This is a genomic window from Sphingobacterium hungaricum (assembly GCF_015210005.1).
Classification (GTDB): Bacteria; Bacteroidota; Bacteroidia; order Sphingobacteriales; family Sphingobacteriaceae; genus Sphingobacterium; species Sphingobacterium hungaricum.
On the sequence record NZ_MU158698.1, the window covers coordinates 2305261 to 2323131 of the forward strand.

12 protein-coding genes are annotated in these 17871 nt (G+C 39.6%); 10 read left to right on the top strand and 2 right to left on the bottom strand.

The genetic code is table 11. The annotated features are described in order from the left end of the window. Positions 1-165: 165 nt before the first annotated feature. The 9 genes from C4F49_RS13240 (at position 166) to C4F49_RS13280 (ending at position 12302) form a co-directional block, all read left to right on the top strand. Positions 166-1032 (top strand): hypothetical protein, encoded by an 867-nt coding sequence (locus tag C4F49_RS13240; RefSeq protein WP_196936321.1) that lies wholly within the window; start codon positions 166-168, stop codon positions 1030-1032. Positions 1033-1210: 178 nt separating this feature from the next. Continuing rightward, entirely contained in the window at positions 1211-2179 is a 969-nt protein-coding gene (locus tag C4F49_RS13245) for a TolB family protein (protein ID WP_196936322.1), read from the top strand. Positions 2180-2199: 20 nt separating this feature from the next. Beyond that, the gene (locus C4F49_RS13250) at positions 2200-2808 is read left to right on the top strand and encodes a hypothetical protein (protein ID WP_196936323.1); all 609 of its coding nucleotides are present in this window, start codon (positions 2200-2202) and stop codon (positions 2806-2808) included. 50 nt (positions 2809-2858) lie between these two features. Continuing rightward, positions 2859-4883 carry a tetratricopeptide repeat-containing sensor histidine kinase gene (locus tag C4F49_RS13255; protein ID WP_196936324.1) on the top strand — a complete coding sequence of 675 codons (2025 nt, stop codon included), beginning with the start codon at positions 2859-2861 and terminating at the stop codon, positions 4881-4883. Further along, entirely contained in the window at positions 4876-5496 is a 621-nt protein-coding gene (locus C4F49_RS13260) for a response regulator transcription factor (protein WP_196936325.1), read from the top strand. The genes C4F49_RS13255 and C4F49_RS13260 overlap by 8 nt, the downstream gene beginning before the upstream one ends. A gap of 279 nt (positions 5497-5775) precedes the next feature. Next, positions 5776-6507, top strand: a complete 732-nt coding sequence (locus C4F49_RS13265) for a YXWGXW repeat-containing protein (RefSeq protein ID WP_196936326.1) — start codon at positions 5776-5778, stop codon at positions 6505-6507. A 75-nt stretch (positions 6508-6582) separates the two neighbouring features. Continuing rightward, positions 6583-7731 carry an efflux RND transporter periplasmic adaptor subunit gene (locus C4F49_RS13270; protein WP_196936327.1) on the top strand — a complete coding sequence of 383 codons (1149 nt, stop codon included), beginning with the start codon at positions 6583-6585 and terminating at the stop codon, positions 7729-7731. Between the two features lie 6 nt (positions 7732-7737). Continuing rightward, a complete protein-coding gene (locus tag C4F49_RS13275; RefSeq protein WP_196936328.1) occupies positions 7738-10905 on the top strand; it encodes an efflux RND transporter permease subunit in 3168 nt (1055 codons plus the stop codon). 17 nt (positions 10906-10922) lie between these two features. Next, positions 10923-12302 carry an efflux transporter outer membrane subunit gene (locus tag C4F49_RS13280; RefSeq protein WP_196936329.1) on the top strand — a complete coding sequence of 460 codons (1380 nt, stop codon included), beginning with the start codon at positions 10923-10925 and terminating at the stop codon, positions 12300-12302. A gap of 26 nt (positions 12303-12328) precedes the next feature. Here the strand turns inward: C4F49_RS13280 and C4F49_RS13285 are convergent, their stop codons facing one another. Together C4F49_RS13285 and C4F49_RS13290 are read right to left on the bottom strand one after the other, a co-directional pair. Further along, a complete protein-coding gene (locus C4F49_RS13285; RefSeq protein ID WP_196936330.1) occupies positions 12329-13042 on the bottom strand; it encodes a response regulator transcription factor in 714 nt (237 codons plus the stop codon). Between the two features lie 26 nt (positions 13043-13068). Further along, entirely contained in the window at positions 13069-14484 is a 1416-nt protein-coding gene (locus tag C4F49_RS13290; protein WP_196936331.1) for a sensor histidine kinase, read from the bottom strand. Between the two features lie 275 nt (positions 14485-14759). Here C4F49_RS13290 and C4F49_RS13295 point away from each other — a divergent pair, with 275 nt between their 5' ends. Then, positions 14760-17855 carry a SusC/RagA family TonB-linked outer membrane protein gene (locus C4F49_RS13295; RefSeq protein ID WP_196936332.1) on the top strand — a complete coding sequence of 1032 codons (3096 nt, stop codon included), beginning with the start codon at positions 14760-14762 and terminating at the stop codon, positions 17853-17855. The last annotated feature ends 16 nt before the right edge of the window (positions 17856-17871 follow it).

Here is a 17871-nt window from a genome sequence, read left to right on the forward strand (position 1 = left end):
TTTGTGGAAAATCTTTGTGGTTCAAACTTTTCGAATCACAAAGAACACAAAGAATTTATCTTCCTTTTGAAGATCAAATTAAGTGTATAATTTAAGACTGTACACAGTCAAAAAATTGACAGAAATAAGTATGTTTGTTTATACGTAAATCTATAGATTCTTAACATGCTTAAACACACAACTCTGCTTTTTCTAGTTGCTTTTGGATGGACTGTTACTGCTTTCGCTCAACAGAAAATTCCTTTTCGATTGACGAAGCACAACAACATTATCGTGAAAGCTTTGGTAAATAAAACAGACTCAGTTGATCTCATGTTTCAGATTGCAATGCCTGACGCGTCTTTAGCGCCGGATCGCAAAAGCAAAGTAGAAAGCGTACAATTCGATTCGACGGAATATTCGGGAGGCTTAAGCAGAAACAATACCGTAAAAGTCGGGCCCATCGAAAAGGACGGAATATTATTCTTCGATAATGAATATACCGGACATGAAGCCGAGGGCAAAATCGGGACCGGTATTTTTGGAGGCAAAGCTTTCAAAATCGATTACGATACAAACGAATTTGTTGTTTATGACCAATTGCCATCTGTGGATGATTACGATGCCATCCCACTAGTTTTTAAAAGAGGACAGTTTTTTATTCCAGCTAACAGCATCATTCAAGCTGTTTCGTATCCAACTGAGTTTTTGCTTCAATCAGGTTATTCAGGAAGTTTGATTTATGAACAGAACTTTTCAGATGAACATCAGTTCAACGATAAAATGACGTTTATTAATGAAAAGACACTGAAGAATTCGAATGGTCAATCTGTACTTACTAAAAATGGAGTCATTGACCAGCTCAGTGTCGGAGAGTTTTCGTTAGGCGATGTGCCTGCCGGGGTATTTGTCGGCGATCTTAAAATACAAAAATTAAGCTATTTCGGAGCAGATCTGCTGCGTCGATTTAATTGGATATTTAATGCGGACAGGAGCATAGCTTATATTCAAAAAAGCAAATATTACAATGAAACTTATTATATTTTGAATTAAGGATTTAGACGCACTTAATGCTATCGATTACTAAGCCACAGAACTTCCATCTGTGGCTTTTTTCGTTGATTAAATTTGAGCTTACTATGTAATCATTGTTAAATATCCCTGTTTTCGTGGATTGATGGACAGACCTCGATGCCCTAACTTTGATATGAACTATATGAAAGGTTAGCATATGAAAAAGCAGATAATTGGTTTGAGTATTTTACTGTGTTTTTTTTTGGCATGTTCAAAAGATGGCGAAGATGGACCGGATGGTTCTGGAAATCTATATCCTGCAGCACTTAACGGAACGATTTATTACGATTGGGCAACGGAAGGTATTCTTAAAATGAGTTTGCCCGATGGTGTCGGCGCTGCATTTATTCCGGATGACACCAAACTCAATAATTTTGATATTTCGCGAGATGGCAAGTTTAAATTAACGGTTATCAACGCCAGTACACTGGGGCAATATGATATCCGGTTTACCATAAGCGATATTGCAAACGGAAGTATTGTGGAGGAATTTATTTACAATGGCCCCGGGCTGAGTGGTTTATGCAAGGGTTATCTTTCTCCAGACAATAGTTTGATTTTGGTCACTTCGAATGAAAAAGAAGATGGGATAACTATTTTAAAGCGAAATGGAGAGATGGTTGGACGTATTCACGATATCAATGGCGAAGAATTTGATTTAAACGAATCCCGACTTTGGTTACCAAATAATGCGCTACTGCTAACGCATAAAAATTACATTCTCCGCTTAGACCCGCCATACACTTCCGGAACATTGGTCAAAGAAATGGATTATCAGGACTGGGGCGAGCTGGAAGTTAATCAAGCTGGAACCCAATTGGCCGTGCAAATTGCAAATCATATCTATACGATGGGTATTGATGGTTCCAATCTAAAACAAGTTACGACGAGTAATTTTAAAGAATCAGTTCCCGTATTTTCTCCTGACGGAAAATACTTGTTGGTCGGAACCGAGTACAGGCAGACAGGTCCCTTCGGTTTTATGTGGTCTCTAAAAATCATTCCTAATGACGGACAGCAGTATAATGTTGATCCTGTAGAAGCAAATTCTCCAGGAGTAATTCCCGTGATTTTGAAAGGAAAAGATCATATTGAAACTGCCGGAGGCCAAATGATTTGGCGATAACAAACTTAATCTTAGATAAAATGAAAAGTATTATAAAGCTGTGCATAGGCATACTCGTATTTACGAGCTGTACTAAAGATTCCGAAGAAATAAATAGCAAAGAAAATTTTACGGCGAGGTATGGAGGAAAGCCTTTCGTGGGAACTGCAAAAGGGGCTCGTTCGCAGGATGGTGTGACCAACTACACCTGGAATGGGGAAGGCCGCGTAGCATTAATTGAAGCTTTGGATGATTCAGTTTCGATGGTCTTTATGGCTGACTTTGGAGATAAAGGCGAGATTAATTTCAAGGTTCGCGGAAAATTTGATGAATCTACTTATCGCATGGAAACTAGCGACCCTACAATTTATTTTCGAATTCTAGAAGAGCAGATAACGGGTTCAATTAAGAATGCAGGACAGCAGATGCTCTTTCAAGGTTCGATGCAGCAAGAGCAGGTAAAGATGACCATGCAAGTGGATTTTATGGAAGAGAATGGCCCGTTTCCGAAAGGATCAAGTTTGAATTTATCGTTTGATACGAATCGTGAAGTCAGTGAAAATGATGGGGATGGTTCTGGATGTGGCACTAGGTTGGTTCCAATTTGGAGTCCTTCCGGAGTTACGATGGGATTGGTTCCAGATTGTTAGTTTAAAGATTAATCCGTATTTTCAAAAATAATCAACCAGCTTTCGTCTACATGTCAAAGAATCTCGGTCTTTCTATCTTTTGTTTGTTGCTTTTAATTGGGCAAGGATTTGGACAATCAAAAGAGGAATTAAAGCTTCATAGCGATAGTCAATACCGTCAGGTTCTGTTGATAAATAATAATGAGGAAAAGGCATTGGCACTCTACGACCTAAGTTTCTTTTGGTCAGATTATGATACTGCAAAAGCGAAAACTTTCCTTGAAGAAGCTACAAAAGAATTAGGGAATAAAGCCAAGTCCAGCTATTACCAAGGTGTGTATAAGTTTTATCTAGCAGCGATTCATTTTGATGTCGACCCTGCACTCGCCAAACAGCAATACATGGAGGCTGAGGGTTTTTTGAAACATGTCGAAGATGCGTATAAATCGCAAGCAACGCGATATCGTGCTAGGTTATGGGGGAGTTATGGTGCCTTGCTTCAGCGAGATGGCGATGCTCATGCGTATGTTGAGGTTTTGTTGGAGAAAGTGATTCCGATGGCCAAACGAATTTCGGACACGACACTAATTGGGAATAATTACCAGAATGTTGCCATGGCTTTGATGAATTTGCAGGAGTATGCAAAGGCTGATCGGTTTTATGATGAAGCGTTAGCACTGTTGAAAGGGAAGAGGGATTCGGAAGAGCAACAATTTACTTTGTTTGTCAATGGTGCACGAAATTCAATTCAGAACAAAGATTTTGTCCGCTCGCGCAAGTTATTGGATCAGGCGCAAGAGGTTTTGAAGTCAATTCCTTTCTCATCCTACAGCCCTCTGTATTATGCTGTTGAAGGAAGTTATTGGGAAAAGCAACAAGATTTTCAGAAGGCAAATAGTTATTTCGAAAAAGGCATTGCGGCAGCAAAAGAACAAAATAATCAAGACATGGTTGCTACGATTCTTTTCGATCAATCTGCGGCTTTTCAAGCAAACAAACAGCCGGAGTTGGCTAGGCAAAAACTGCTGGATGTATTGCCTTATGTAGAGCAAAAACCTTCGCTACGGAATAAGCAAATGGTTTATTATAACCTAGCAACAACCGCTTCGCAGTTGGGAAAAGACAAAGAGGCTGTTCAATGGTTCGAAAAATATAAGATCATTGCTGATTCCATTTTTTTAGACAAAGCTGAAATCCGAACGCTGGAACTTGAAAAAAAATACCGCACTGCGGAGAAAGAAAACGAAATTTTACGAATAGATGCAGAAAATCAACAACATCAACTTGCGTTGCAACGTTCCCGGATTGTGATTGGTTTATTGATTCTTGCCAGTATCATTTTAGCGATGTTGAGTTTTATTTGGTATTCATCGCTAAAAAATAAAAAGAAATTGGCTGCGCAAAATGAATTGTTGCTGCAAGAAGAATTAAGAAACACAAAACAGCAGGAAAAGCTAAACTTGTTTAATGCGATGGTGCAAGGACAGGAGAAAGAACGTTCTCGAATAGCAAGAGATTTGCACGATGGTTTAGGGGGAATGCTGGCTAGTGTGAAATTGAAGCTTTCGGCAGTCGCAAGTAAGAATGAAAAACAACAGGAGGATTCAACAATGGATTTATACACGATCATCAATCAATTAGACCATTCGGTCAATGAATTGCGAAGGGTAGCTCGAAACATGATGCCTGAGTCGTTGTTGTACATGGGCTTGGAGGCAGCTTTGCGCGATTTATGCAATGCGATGGCTCATTCGAATTTGCAGATTGATTTTCAGGCGTCGAATATGCGCAGCGAATACAAACAATCCTTTTTGATTGCAGTCTATCGAATTGTGCAAGAATTGCTAACGAATGCGGTCAAACATAGCGGCGCATCTCAAGTCTGGGTGCAATGCGCAGAAACAGACGGATATTTTTACATAACGGTTGAAGATAATGGACTGGGATTTGACGCGAAGAAAGAAAACGTTCTTAGCGAAGGAATCGGCTTATCAAACATTCGCAATCGCGTAGATATTTTAAATGGACAACTAGAAATTGATGCAGCTGAGGGCAAAGGCGCATCGTTTCATATTCAGCTTCAAATAAATGGATAAAATTATTTCAGTGCTTATCGTTGACGACCATCCTTTGGTATTGAGTGGCTTCGAATTTATTCTAAAAAATAGGTCTTCCATATCGCTTAGAGGCTCATTTACCCGTGCGCAGGAAGCCGTTGATTTTTTGAAAAATAACGCCATCGATGTTATTTTGATGGATATTAATATGCCAGATATTAACGGAATCGATGCAACCGAATTAATCAAAAAGCAGTATCCGCAGACGAAAATTATTGCGATAAGTAATTTAAATGAAGGAAGCATTGCGATGCGAATGCTACATGCTGGTGCGTCTGGTTATTTACTTAAAAATGTGTCCGCAGAAGAGCTTATCGATGGAATTCAGCGTGTGATGGATGATGAACAAGTGCTAAGCCGTGAAATGAGTTTTGTTTTAAAAAACAATAGCGACTCAGTGCCGAATGTCACGCAACGGGAGCGAGAGGTATTGGCAATGATGGCTCAAGGCCATACGACAGCAAAAATTGCGGACATGATGTTTATCAGCCCGTTGACTGTAGAAACCCATCGTAGAAATCTTCTTCAGAAGTTTGCAGTGTCCAATTCTGCATCCTTAATTCATAAAGCGACTGAAATGAAATTTATATAAAGTCAGCTTATAGAACCTGCCTTTATTCAAATCATAATCCCTTTTCACGCTTAAACTAAATAAATGTAGCTGGTTTATTAGTTTGAGTTTTTCTCTCGAAGTCTAAAAGCAATACATCCGATTCTTTCCGTTCCGTCTACTTGTCTTTTATATGAAATCATTTGATACTAAGTGGTTAATGCTCTTCCTTGTCAAGAGATAAATTTTACAATTTTTAACTAAATAATTAATTTTAATTAAAAAAGATTTTTATAAATTTATAGTAAAATATCTATCGACATGAAAAATTTAATCAAAGTTCTCTTGCTTTGCGCTGTTTTTTTAGCTTCGGCGTCACAATCAAATGCACAAGTACAAGTTCGTATTACCACAACCATAGCTCCACCAGTTTTACGAGTTTACACGCAGCCATTTTGTCCAGGCGACGGATACATATGGATTCCTGGGTATTGGGCATATGGTGATGACGGTTATTATTGGGTGCCCGGTGTATGGGTCTTGCCACCTGCTGTAGATTTATACTGGACACCTGGATATTGGGCATTTGAAAACATGCTTTACGTTTGGTACCCAGGTTACTGGGGTGCAAGCGTCGGATATTACGGCGGGATAAATTACGGATTTGGCTATTTCGGAACCGGTTATATCGGAGGTAAATGGCAAAATGGCCGTTTTTATTATAACACAGCTGTAAATCGCATCAATAAAAACCACATTCGGAATGTGTACGTGGATAATGTAGGCATTCGCAAAGTCGCAGATAACAGGCCGAGTTTCAATGGTGCTGGAGGTGTGAATTACAAGTCGCAACCAAACGAGCGACGTGTAGAAACTGCGAGGCAAGTACAGCCAACGCAAGAACAGAGAACGCATGACCAATCTGCTGTGAAAGATAAAGGACAGTTTTCTTCTCAAAAGAATAAGCCAACAACCATGTCAATGGATAAGGTTGGCGGAAATCGGTACAAATCTAACGGACGTTCCTCAAGCAAAAGCAGTAAAAGGAAATAGCTGCTGTCGGTTTTTATGCCGATGGCACAATATTCTATTACTAAAGCTTCTAGCTAAGGACATTACTTGCTGAAAATGAGAATAACCCCACTAAATTTCATTTGTTGGATTGCTCTTCTAGTCACGGGATGCAATCGTTCGGAAAATAAAAATCAGAAAGTGGAGACCATCAAGGATTATGATGTGATTGTCTTAACGCCTCAGACTGCCAGCATATTTGTGGATTACCCAGCGACTATCGAAGGACAGCAGGTCGTGGAAATCAGGCCGATGGTTGACGGGTATTTACAGAATATTTATGTCAAAGAGGGCGCTTCGGTGAAGAAAGGCCAATTGTTGTTTAAGATTCGGAATCCTCAATACGACCAAGAAGTCATTACTTCCCAAGCTGCGATTCAAAGCGCACTAGCAAATGTTAACGCTGCAAAAATGGAAGTGGAGAAAGTGCGGCCATTGGTCTCGAAAGATATTGTAAGCAAGTATCAATTGGATGCTGCGCAATACAATCTGCAGGCGCAGGAAGCGGCTCTTGAAGAAGCAAGAGCCGCTTATGCAAATGCGAAAACAAATCAAGGATACACGACGATTGTGAGTCCGCAGGAGGGAGTAATTGGTACAATACCTTACAAAGTCGGTGCATTGGTCAGCAGTACGAGTGCAAATGCCTTGACGATTTTATCGAACATCAAGTATGTGTACGCTTATTTTGGCTTAAATGAAAAACAGTTGCTTTCCTTTTCTACAACGATTAAAGGCAATACCATGCAGGAGAAATTGAACCAATTGCCGGCTGTTACATTATTGCTTGCTGATGGAAGCGAGTACCCCGAACAAGGGAAATTAGAAACTGCAAGCGGACTTATCGATACTGAAACTGGCTCTGCTCAATTTAAGGCAATTTTTCCAAATCCAACGGGTTTGATTCCCAGCGGAGCAAGCGCGGTCGTTCGTATTCCAAGAACGATTGATACCGCTCTATTGGTTCCTCAAAGTGCGTCCTACGAAGTGCAAGACAAACGATTTGTCTTCAAAGTGAACAATGATAATCAAGCAATTAGTACGGCGATAACGGCAATTCCAACCAACGACGGTCAGTTTTGGATTGTGCAAAATGGATTGACTGTAGGTGACCGTGTGGTTATCAACAGCGCTACATTAAAGGATAGTACGTTGATAAAAGTTCGTTTGCTTAATGCAGATTCGCTGTACAACGCGATAAAATAGAAGCCCATGTTAAAAACATTTATAGAACGGCCGGTGTTAAGTACAGTTATTTCTGTTCTGATTGTTTTATTGGGTGTTTTGGGGTTGATGAATTTACCGATTGCTCAGTATCCGGATATTGCGCCTCCAACAGTTCAAGTCAGCGCCTCGTACGCCGGTGCAAATGCGGATGTGGTTCTGACAAGCGTTATTATCCCATTGGAACAGCAGATTAACGGCGTTCCGGGCATGTCTTATATTTCTTCAAGTGCAACAAATACTGGTTCCGGATCGATTAGTGTATTTTTCGAAACAGGAGTTGATCCGGATCAGGCGGCGATTGATGTGCAGAATCGAGTCGCTGCGGCAACAAGTCTGTTACCCGCTCAGGTTATCCAAGCGGGAATCACCGTGCGCAAACAACAAAGCAGCAACGTGCTTATTTTTTCTGTTTTCAGTGAAAATAACAGTTATGATCAGATTTTTCTTCAGAATTATGCGGCAATAAATCTCATCCCTCAATTACAGCGCGTGAACGGTGTGGGAGGAATTACCGTGTTCGGAGCGACCATGACCTATAGCATGCGGATTTGGCTCAAGCCAGATGTTATGGCTATTTACGAAATCAGCCCAGAGGATGTTACTGCTGCTTTATCGGAACAAAATTTGGACGCCGCTCCGGGAAGTTTTGGAGAAAATGAAAACCAAAGTTTTCAATACATGATCAGTTATACAGGAAGGCTTCAGTCGGTAGAAGAATTCGGAAATATCATCATAAAAACAACAGGACAGGGACAATATCTGCGCATAAAAGACATTGCGCGAATCGAGCTTGGCGCGCAGACTTACAGTGGCAACAACAGCACCAATGGAAAACCTTCTGTGGGTATAGCGATTAGCCAAACACCGGGGAGTAATGCCAGTGAAGTCATTAAAAATTCGAAAAAAGTAATTGAAGAAACCGCTAAGTCGTTTCCAACGGATATTGAGTTTACATATTTAGTTGATATCAATCAATTTTTGGATGCTTCGATCTCCAAAGTGGTCAGAACACTCGTGGAATGTTTTCTATTAGTTTTTCTAGTCATCTTTATTTTTTTGCAGGATTTTCGATCCACACTTATCCATGGAATCTCGGTGCCCGTTTCTATTATCGGCACTTTTTTCTTTCTCTATTTATTCGGTTACAGCATTAATTTATTGACGCTCTTTGCTTTGGTTTTAGCTATAGGAATTGTGGTAGACGACGCGATTGTTGTCGTTGAGGCGGTTCATTATAAACTCGAACATGGATACGTGTCGCCTCGGAAGGCGGCCATCCACGCAATGGATGAAATATTCAGTTCTATTATTGCGATTACGCTTGTTATGGCAGCCGTATTTGTTCCGGTGACGTTCTTTACAGGATCTTCGGGAATATTTTATAAGCAATTCGGAGTCACATTGGCTATTGCGATTTGCATATCTGCAGTCAACGCATTGACGTTATGTCCAGCATTGGCCGCTCTGTTTCTAAAAGCTCCCGTGCACATAGAAGATCAATCGGCATCAAAAAAGGATTCTCTATTGAAACGTTTTGGAAGGTCATTTAATCGGGCTTATGATCGGATCGTTGCTAGATATGCGAAAGCCGTTACGTTTTTATCTGCAAAAAAATGGATTGTCGCAGTGATTGTTTTGGGGAGCAGTGTTGGCTTGGTTTTACTGATCCGATCTACGCCAACGAGTTTCGTTCCCAACGAAGATATGGGGACTATTTTTGCAAATGTATCCCTGCCTCCGGCATCATCAGCCGAACGTTCGAAAAAAGTTGCTGACCAAGTGGATAGCATTGCGCGTACCATTCCCGAGGTCGGAGTGACAATGGTTAGCGTTGGCCAAAATCAGATAGGAGGAAGCGGCAGTTCTTATGCAATGGTGATTATCCGGTTGGTGCCTTGGGATAAGCGGCCTGGAGTTGACAACAATAAAATCGTTCAGGAGTTAACTAAAAAGACATCTGGAATTCGGGATGCTAACATCGTGTACATGTCCGTAGCTACAATTTCGGGATTTGGAAACAGTGGCGGATTTACATTTGTGCTTCAAGATAAAGAAGGAAGGCCTACCGATGAATTTTATAAAGTTTCTCAGGACTTTTTTGCTGCTTTAAATGAACGCCCGGAAATTCAGTACTCAACGACTTCATTCAATCCGAATTTTCCTCAATATGAATTGAGTATCAATGTTGCTAAATGCAAAGATGCAGGGATTCTAGTTTCCGATGTGATTTCTACGATGGCCGTATTTTATGGAAGTTCCTACGCCTCAAATTTCAACCAGTTCGGACAGCAATATCGCGTCATCTTACAAGCCGATACTTCTTACCGGTCTAGCCCCGCGAATTTGGAACAAGTATTTGTCAAGACCGGTTCGGGTGTCATGGCGCCAATAACTGAATTTATAACCTTGAAGCGAGTTTTTGGCCCTCAATCGGTGACTCGATTTAATCTGTATAACTCCATGTCTGTCAATGGTGCTCCAGACGTAGCTCATAGCACAGGGGAGTCTTTAATCGCTATTGAAGAAGTCGCCGCACAGGTGTTGCCTTCGGGATACACCTTTGAATATTCAGGGATAAGCCGAGAAGAGAAAAGCAGCGGTTCGCAGACCTCGTTAATTTTTGGTTTATGTGCAGTGTTTGTGTTTTTGTTGCTTAGCGCCTTGTACGAAAGTTATCTTTTGCCATTTGCCGTTATGCTTTCATTGCCCGTAGGGCTAATTGGGGTCTATGTTTTTGCAAAGCTGTTCGGGATTGATAATAATATTTACATCCAGATTTCGGTCATTATGTTGATTGGATTGCTTGCCAAAAACGCGATTTTGATGATTTCTTATTCCTTAGAGCGACGGAGGAATGGCATGTCAATCATAAACGCCGCGATTGAAGGAGCAAAAGTGCGGTTGCGTCCGATTTTGATGACTTCTTTTGCGTTTATTTTCGGATTGATGCCCTTAATGTTTGCGAGCGGAGTTGGTGCAAATGGAAATCAATCGATTGGAGTTGGCGCGATTGGAGGAATGGTTTTCGGGACATTTTTCGGTGTCTTTGTGATCCCTGCACTGTTTGTTGTTTTCGAAACTTTGCTGGAAAAGTGGAGGCCTCAAAGAAAAGAGGATGCTGAGGATTTGGATGTTAAAGCAGGTAACGATTAGCTCTAAAAGAAATGGAAATGCTCAAAAATAAAAGCTGGATAATTCTGTTCTCAATACTGATTTTAATGTTGGAATCATGCAAAGTTGTGCAGCCTTATCAACAACCTTCTGTCGATCATCCAGATGTATTTCGTCATGTTCCTAATTCGGATACCACATCAATCGCATCTATTCCTTGGAGAACTATTTTTACAGACCAGAAACTACAGGCGTTGATTCAAGAAGGGATTGAAAATAATTTGGATCTTAAAATTGCAACAGCGAGAGTGAAAGCGGCGCAAGCTAATCTAGCACAATCAAAGGTCGCATTTTATCCAAATCTATCGGCGAATACTAGCGTGACTTATCAAAAGGTAAATGCTAACATGATCAACATGAACCAGCCTTATCAGCTGTCGGCAAGCAGCAGCTGGGAATTGGATATCTGGGGAAAGTTAAGCAGCTTAAAACGCGCATCGCTAGCCGCTTTCCTCCAAAGCGAAGCGTATCAACGAGCTGTTCAAACAGAGCTTATCGCGAGCATTGCGAGCCAATATTATGCTTTGTTGGCATTGGACCAACAGCTGAAAATCAGTCTTAAAACGGTTGAAAATAGAAAGTCGGATGTTGCCACCATGAAGCTGTTGAAGGAAAGCGATGTGGTCACGGGAGCGGATGTAGTTCAGAGCCAAGCCAGCGAATTGTCCTTGACCGCAACAATTCCTGACTTAAAACAGAATATCCGCGAAATGGAAAATGCAATTTCTATTTTATTGGGCCGTGCTCCAGGCAATATCGACCGGGATAGTTTGTCGAATCAATCCATAGCGGTCGATTTGAACATCGGAATTCCCAGTCAGTTGCTTGCGAACCGGCCTGATGTGCAACAGGCTGAATACCAATTCCGGTATTCTTTTGAATTAACCAATGTGGCTAGAACGTATTTTTATCCGACGTTAAGCATAACCGCGCAAGGAGGATTGTCCAATAGTTCGCTCTCCGATTTTTTCAATGCCTCCTCGGTTTTTGCGAATATTCTCGCGGGCTTGACGCAACCAATTTTTAACAATGGATTGAACAAACAACGTTTGGCCGTTGCCCAAGCTACACAAGAAGAGTCTTTTTCAACTTTCAAACAATCTTTGCTTTCCGCAGGAGCAGAGGTGTCCAATGCTTTGTACAATTACCAAATGGCTCTGGAAAAAATCGAAATCAGGAAGCAAGAGATTTTTTACTTGCAAAAATCGGTGGAATTTACACAAGAATTGCTGAAATACAGTTCGAATACCAATTACAATGATGTTTTGGCTTCCGAACAAAACCTATTAAATGCAGAACTCAATAGCATCAGCGACAAACTTCAACAGCTTCAAGCGACTGTGGAACTCTACCGAAGTTTAGGCGGTGGCGTGAAGTAAGCGCATTTCAGTATGCTTTATGGGAATTACGACACTCGAAAAATAAATCCCGAACCATACACAGTTTCTATTTTGACTTTTGATGATTTTTTCAAGATTTTTCTTATTCTGGAAATAAATACATCTAAACTTCTTCCCATAAAATAATCATCATCTCCCCAAATGTTTACTAGAATATCTTTTCTTGAGAGCAAATGACCTGTGTTTTGGTTTAAATATTCCAGAACTTCAATTTCTCTCAGCGTAATATCCACAATGGTTCCATCCGGAAAACTTAGTTTATGCGTGTCTTTATTAACAATTAAATCTCCAATTGGCAAGGTTGCTGTCTGAAGAATGGATGAAATTACCGGGTGTGCAGGAGCGGATATGCGTTTTAAAATATTTTTAATGCGCAAAACTAATTCGTCCACGTCGAAAGGTTTTAAAATGTAATCATCCGCACCAATATTCAGTCCTTCAATTTTATCCTTTTTTTCATTGCGTGCAGTCAGAAAAAGAAAAGGTTGGTCTGGCTTACACGACATTATTTTTTTAGCCAGTTGAAATCCATTATAGTCCGGTAACTGCACATCAATAATGATGAGGTCGAAATTATTTTCCTTCTGAAAATAATCCCATGCAGAAGTAGCTGTTGTGATCCAGCAAACATCAAAGCCCATAATTTCAAGGTATTGTTTGACCACATTGCCAAGATCCTGCTCGTCCTCAACGTATAGCAACCTTCTTTTCTCTTCCATGATATTAAAATGTTCGATAGTATCGTTTAAGGATGAATGACGTCCATCCAGACATAGAATTTGGAACCTTTGTTAATTTCGCTTTCCAATTCTAGATTCCATTCATGCGCTTCAGCGACTTTCATCACGTAAAACAATCCGAGGCCTAAGCCAGGCAATTTATTGCTGGAAGAGCCTCTGTAGAATTTCTGAAATATCGATTTGCGTTGTTTGTCGGATAATCCAATTCCATTATCCTGTATGCATATTGCTACTTTGTTTTCTTTCTTGGTAAAGCTTACTTGAATGACTTTTAGTTCAGATATGTTATATTTTATTGCATTATCAAAAATATTGTATATCGTCGTGATAAACAAGAATTTATTTAGTTTTATCTTGATTTTCTTAATGACTTCTGGATTATCGATTAGAATCTCAGTATTCCCAGACAAAGAGAGCTTATAATCATTCACGATCTCAGTCAGCAGTTCATCCAAAACGTATTCTTCTTTCTGCAGTTCGTATTTATTTAGCTGTGTAATATTTAAAGCTTGTTTAATTAATTTTTGTAGCCTAACTATCTGACGTTGAACGATATTTGTTATTTCCTGCTTTTTATCCATGCTGACAGGAAGTTCCATATTTTGCAATGTTTTATTTGCTACCGCAATCGTTGTGATTGGCGTATTAAATTCATGTGTTATGCTATTCAAAAAATCTGAAGTCATTTCAGTCATTTTCTTTTGCCTAATCCAATTTCTATAAGTCAAGTAATACAATCCTACGACGAGGATTATGGAGGTAAAAGATAACAGAAGTGTCGGCGCCATTTGTTTGATTATCTTTTGAAACCTAGAATCTAAATCGTCCGCATGCAACGAAAAATTAATTTTATACGAGTGTGCAAGCGGTGTGCTGACCGTTAATCCCGTAATTAGATTTTGAGGGTTAATTTCCGAGAGATTTCCGTCAATGATTACAAAGGACTTTTTATGCTGGGTTCTGATGTAACTTGAATTTGAAGGTACAATATCTATGTATTTCTTGCCATCAAAAGTTATCTGTAAATCGGTTATCAATAAAGCATATTCTAGATTTTTGTCAAGTTGATTCTCAATAACTAATGCGCGAAAGACGGAATCCATTATGCTTCTTCTTCGAAGTTCAGTTAGTAAAGTGTCGCAAAATTCTTCGCTGAACCTGTTAAATTGATCTGAACTAGAGGTGTAAAGTTTTTCAAATTCAGCATATTTTGGTTTAATGATCGAATCGATAATAGCCTGAGCTCCAGGATACAATTTATCGTTTGATAGTAAAGACCGATATGCACTATCTAATGTTTTGCGTTCTTGAACTTGATATTGGCTGTTTCTCAATGAAAATGTATTGAAAATCAGCATGTATTGCACGCTAAATAGAATTATAAAACTAATAATCGATATAGGTATATGTTTTTTCTTCATATAGTGGACTAATTTAGGTATAAAATCAATTCGAAGCTGTAAATAGGAAACTATTATGCAGTAATTAATCTAAAACGTTAATCGTTCTCAAATATTCTACCTTTTATTTTAATAAAAAAGCAAAAAAACAGTCATTAACATTTGGTTAACATTCTTTTAGGAAGTTATTAACAGCCTGTTCTGACATTACTTGCTAATTTCAGCCTATCAATCCAAAATTATTAATTAATGATCAGGACTTTTTTTAGTAAGTGTCTGATTTCAACACTAGATTTATGAAAGAAAAATTACGATTTTTTTGCAAAAATGGTTTAGCAATTTTTCTGATAATCAGTTTTCACAGTTTATTTGCACAGACTTCGTCTGATCAAATGACGATTACTGGTAAGGTCAGAAATAATTTAAATCAACCTGTAGCAGGTGTGTCTGTCACCAATTTAACAAGCTTAAATACGGTGGCTACTAATGACCTCGGATCTTACCAGGTTACTGGAGCTCGAGGCGACTCCATCGAGTTTAGGTACATTGGTTACAAAACGCAACGTATTGCGATTAACACGACCATCGAATTGAACGTGGTTCTGGAAGGTGAAGATAATTCCCTAAATGAAGTCGTTGTTGTCGGTTATGGCCAGCAACGGAAAATCAACATGGTCGGTGCTCAATCGACTGTTAAGGTTGAAGATTTAAAACAGCCTGTCGCGAATTTAAGTGCAAGTCTAGCGGGTAGAATCGCCGGATTAGTAGGCGTGCAAAGGACGGGTTTGCCGGGTAGCAATTCGGCCGATGTTTGGATCCGCGGTATTTCAACTTTTAATTCACAAAATAGCGCATCACCTTTAATCGTTGTTGATGGGGTGCAGGGTAGGGATTTAAATGCCTTCGATCCAGAAGATATTTCTACGCTGACTATTTTGAAAGATGCATCCGCAACAGCAGTTTATGGTGCTCAAGGTGCGAATGGTGTTATCTTGATTACGACCAAAAAAGGCCGTTCGGGAAAACCGACATTGATGTTCAACTATAATCAAGGGATGGTGGATTTCACGAAAACGCCAGAATTGACGAATGCTGAACAATATATGCGTTTGCGCAATGAAGCAATGGTTTCTTCGAATCTTAGTCCAGAATACAGCGAAGAATATATCCAAAATACATTGAACGGGACTGATCCTTATTTGTATCCTAATGTAAATTGGATGGATGCTTTATTCAAAAATGCATCTTATAACCGCAGAGCAAATTTCAGCGCACGTGGCGGAAGTGACAATACACAATATTATACGTCACTTGCATACTATGATGAATCGAGTTTGTTAAATACAGATGCTTTGCAAAGCTATAAAGCAGATACACGTTTCAGACGATATAACTTTACTTCGAATGTGGACATGAACTGGACCAAAACAACGAAATTTACGTTGGGTGTTCAAGGTTATGTAACCAATACAAATTATCCGGGAACAAATCCTCAAACGGCATTTAGCCGTGTGATGCAGACAAATCCTGTCTTGTATCCATTGATGTATCCAGGAAATTTGATTCCTTCGGTAAACCAATCTTCAGATGCACAGCCTAATCCTTATGCATTGGTCACTCAGACTGGTTATCAAAATATTTTTTCTAGTCAATTGTATTCGAATGCGCGTATTACGCAAGAATTGGATGTGTTGACAACGGGATTATCAGCTTACGCAATGTTCTCATTCGATACATTTAATTCGCATACCATTTCTAGAACACGTAATAGAACAACATACAATATCGATCGTGCGAATCCATACAAAGAAGACGGGTCGCTGAATTTGGTAATCATGTCCAATGGCTCAGATGATTTGAGCTATGCACGTGCTAACAGTGGAGATCGTCAATTCTATTTTGAAAGTGGATTAAATTACAACAGACAATTCGATAAACATGGTTTAAGCGGTTTGTTGTTGTACACGCAAACAGATGAAGTTTCTGCATTTGCAGGCGATTTAACTTCGTCATTGCCATTCCGTACACAAAGAATTGTTGGTCGTGCGAATTACTTATACGACGACCGATATGCTGCTGAATTCAACTTTGCTTATGATGGTTCAGAAAACTTTCTACCTAGCAGAAGATTCGGATTTTTCCCTTCATTCGGTGTGGGATGGATTTTATCCAATGAGCAATTCTTCGAGCCTCTAAAAGAGACCTTCCAAATGGTTAAGTTGCGTTATTCGAATGGTATCACTGGTTCAGGAGGTGGCGGTCGCCGTTTTGGATTTATGACGATCGTTTCTACTGGAGCGAACGGATATTCATTCTACAATGGCTCTAGCAATATTGGATACGGTGGTGTTGCGATTTCAGATTACGGTTACGATGTAACTTGGGCTGAATCAAGAAAACAAGATTTAGGTCTTGAGTTCACAACATTAAACGGCAAATTAAATGTAACGGTTGACTGGTTCAAAGAAAATCGTACAGGCGTATTCTTGCAACGCGGAAGTTTGCCTAACTACTTAGGTCTGCAAAACCAGCCTTATGGAAATCTTGGTAAAATAAATAATCAAGGTTTCGATGGTACGGTAGCTATGGAAGGTGTCGAATGGGGTAAAACTACTTGGTCATTCAACGGAACATTTTCATACAACAAAGATCAAGTGATTGAAAATGATAGTCCAAAACAACTATACCCTTACTTAGAAAGACGAGGACGTAATTTTCTATCCACTTATGGTTATGTAGCCGACGGACTTTTCCAAAGTCAAGGAGAAGTTGATAACCATGCAGATCAATCTGCATTAGGTGCTCAACGTGTTGGAGATATTCGCTACAAAGATTTAAATGGTGATGGTGTGATCAATACCTATGACCAAACCAAAATTGGTAATGGCGATGTTCCAAATTTAGTATACGGTGCAGGTTTTAATGTAAGCTATAAGAATATTTATTTCGGTGCGTTTTTCCAAGGTATCGAAGGAGCTGAGCGACTTATTTCTGGAGACGGAATTATTCCTTTCAACAACAGTACAGGTGCTGAACGCAGTAACTTATATGCCATTGCGGAATCTCGCTGGACGCCAGAAAATCCTTCTGATGACGTTTTCTATCCACGTTTAGGATATGGAAATTCGGTGAACACCAACAATGCGGTTGCATCGACTTGGTGGGTTAAGGACATTGATTTCCTTCGTTTGAAAACATTAGATCTTGGGTATTATCTTCCTGCTGAGAAATTAAAATCATTAGGTGTCAAAAATGCACGGATTTATTTTCAAGGTGTAAATCTATTGTACTGGAGCAAGTTCAAATTATGGGATCCGGAATTGAATACGGCCAATGGATCTTCTTATCCAAATACAAGAACATTCTCTTTAGGTATACAAGCTAATTTTTAGAAAGGGTATGGCTATA

Bases quoted from the DNA above. Each gene is read 5' to 3' on its own strand.
- C4F49_RS13245 (WP_196936322.1), top strand. From the start codon at position 1,211: ATGAAAAAGCAGATAATTGGTTTGAGTATTTTACTGTGTTTTTTTTTG.
- C4F49_RS13280 (WP_196936329.1), top strand. From the start codon at position 10,923: ATGCTCAAAAATAAAAGCTGGATAATTCTGTTCTCAATACTGATTTTA.
- C4F49_RS13285 (WP_196936330.1), bottom strand. From the start codon at position 13,042: ATGGAAGAGAAAAGAAGGTTGCTATACGTTGAGGACGAGCAGGATCTT.
- C4F49_RS13250 (WP_196936323.1), top strand. From the start codon at position 2,200: ATGAAAAGTATTATAAAGCTGTGCATAGGCATACTCGTATTTACGAGC.
- C4F49_RS13255 (WP_196936324.1), top strand. From the start codon at position 2,859: ATGTCAAAGAATCTCGGTCTTTCTATCTTTTGTTTGTTGCTTTTAATT.
- C4F49_RS13240 (WP_196936321.1), top strand. From the start codon at position 166: ATGCTTAAACACACAACTCTGCTTTTTCTAGTTGCTTTTGGATGGACT.
- C4F49_RS13270 (WP_196936327.1), top strand. From the start codon at position 6,583: ATGAGAATAACCCCACTAAATTTCATTTGTTGGATTGCTCTTCTAGTC.
- C4F49_RS13290 (WP_196936331.1), bottom strand. From the start codon at position 14,484: ATGAAGAAAAAACATATACCTATATCGATTATTAGTTTTATAATTCTA.
- C4F49_RS13295 (WP_196936332.1), top strand. From the start codon at position 14,760: ATGAAAGAAAAATTACGATTTTTTTGCAAAAATGGTTTAGCAATTTTT.
- C4F49_RS13275 (WP_196936328.1), top strand. From the start codon at position 7,738: ATGTTAAAAACATTTATAGAACGGCCGGTGTTAAGTACAGTTATTTCT.
- C4F49_RS13260 (WP_196936325.1), top strand. From the start codon at position 4,876: ATGGATAAAATTATTTCAGTGCTTATCGTTGACGACCATCCTTTGGTA.
- C4F49_RS13265 (WP_196936326.1), top strand. From the start codon at position 5,776: ATGAAAAATTTAATCAAAGTTCTCTTGCTTTGCGCTGTTTTTTTAGCT.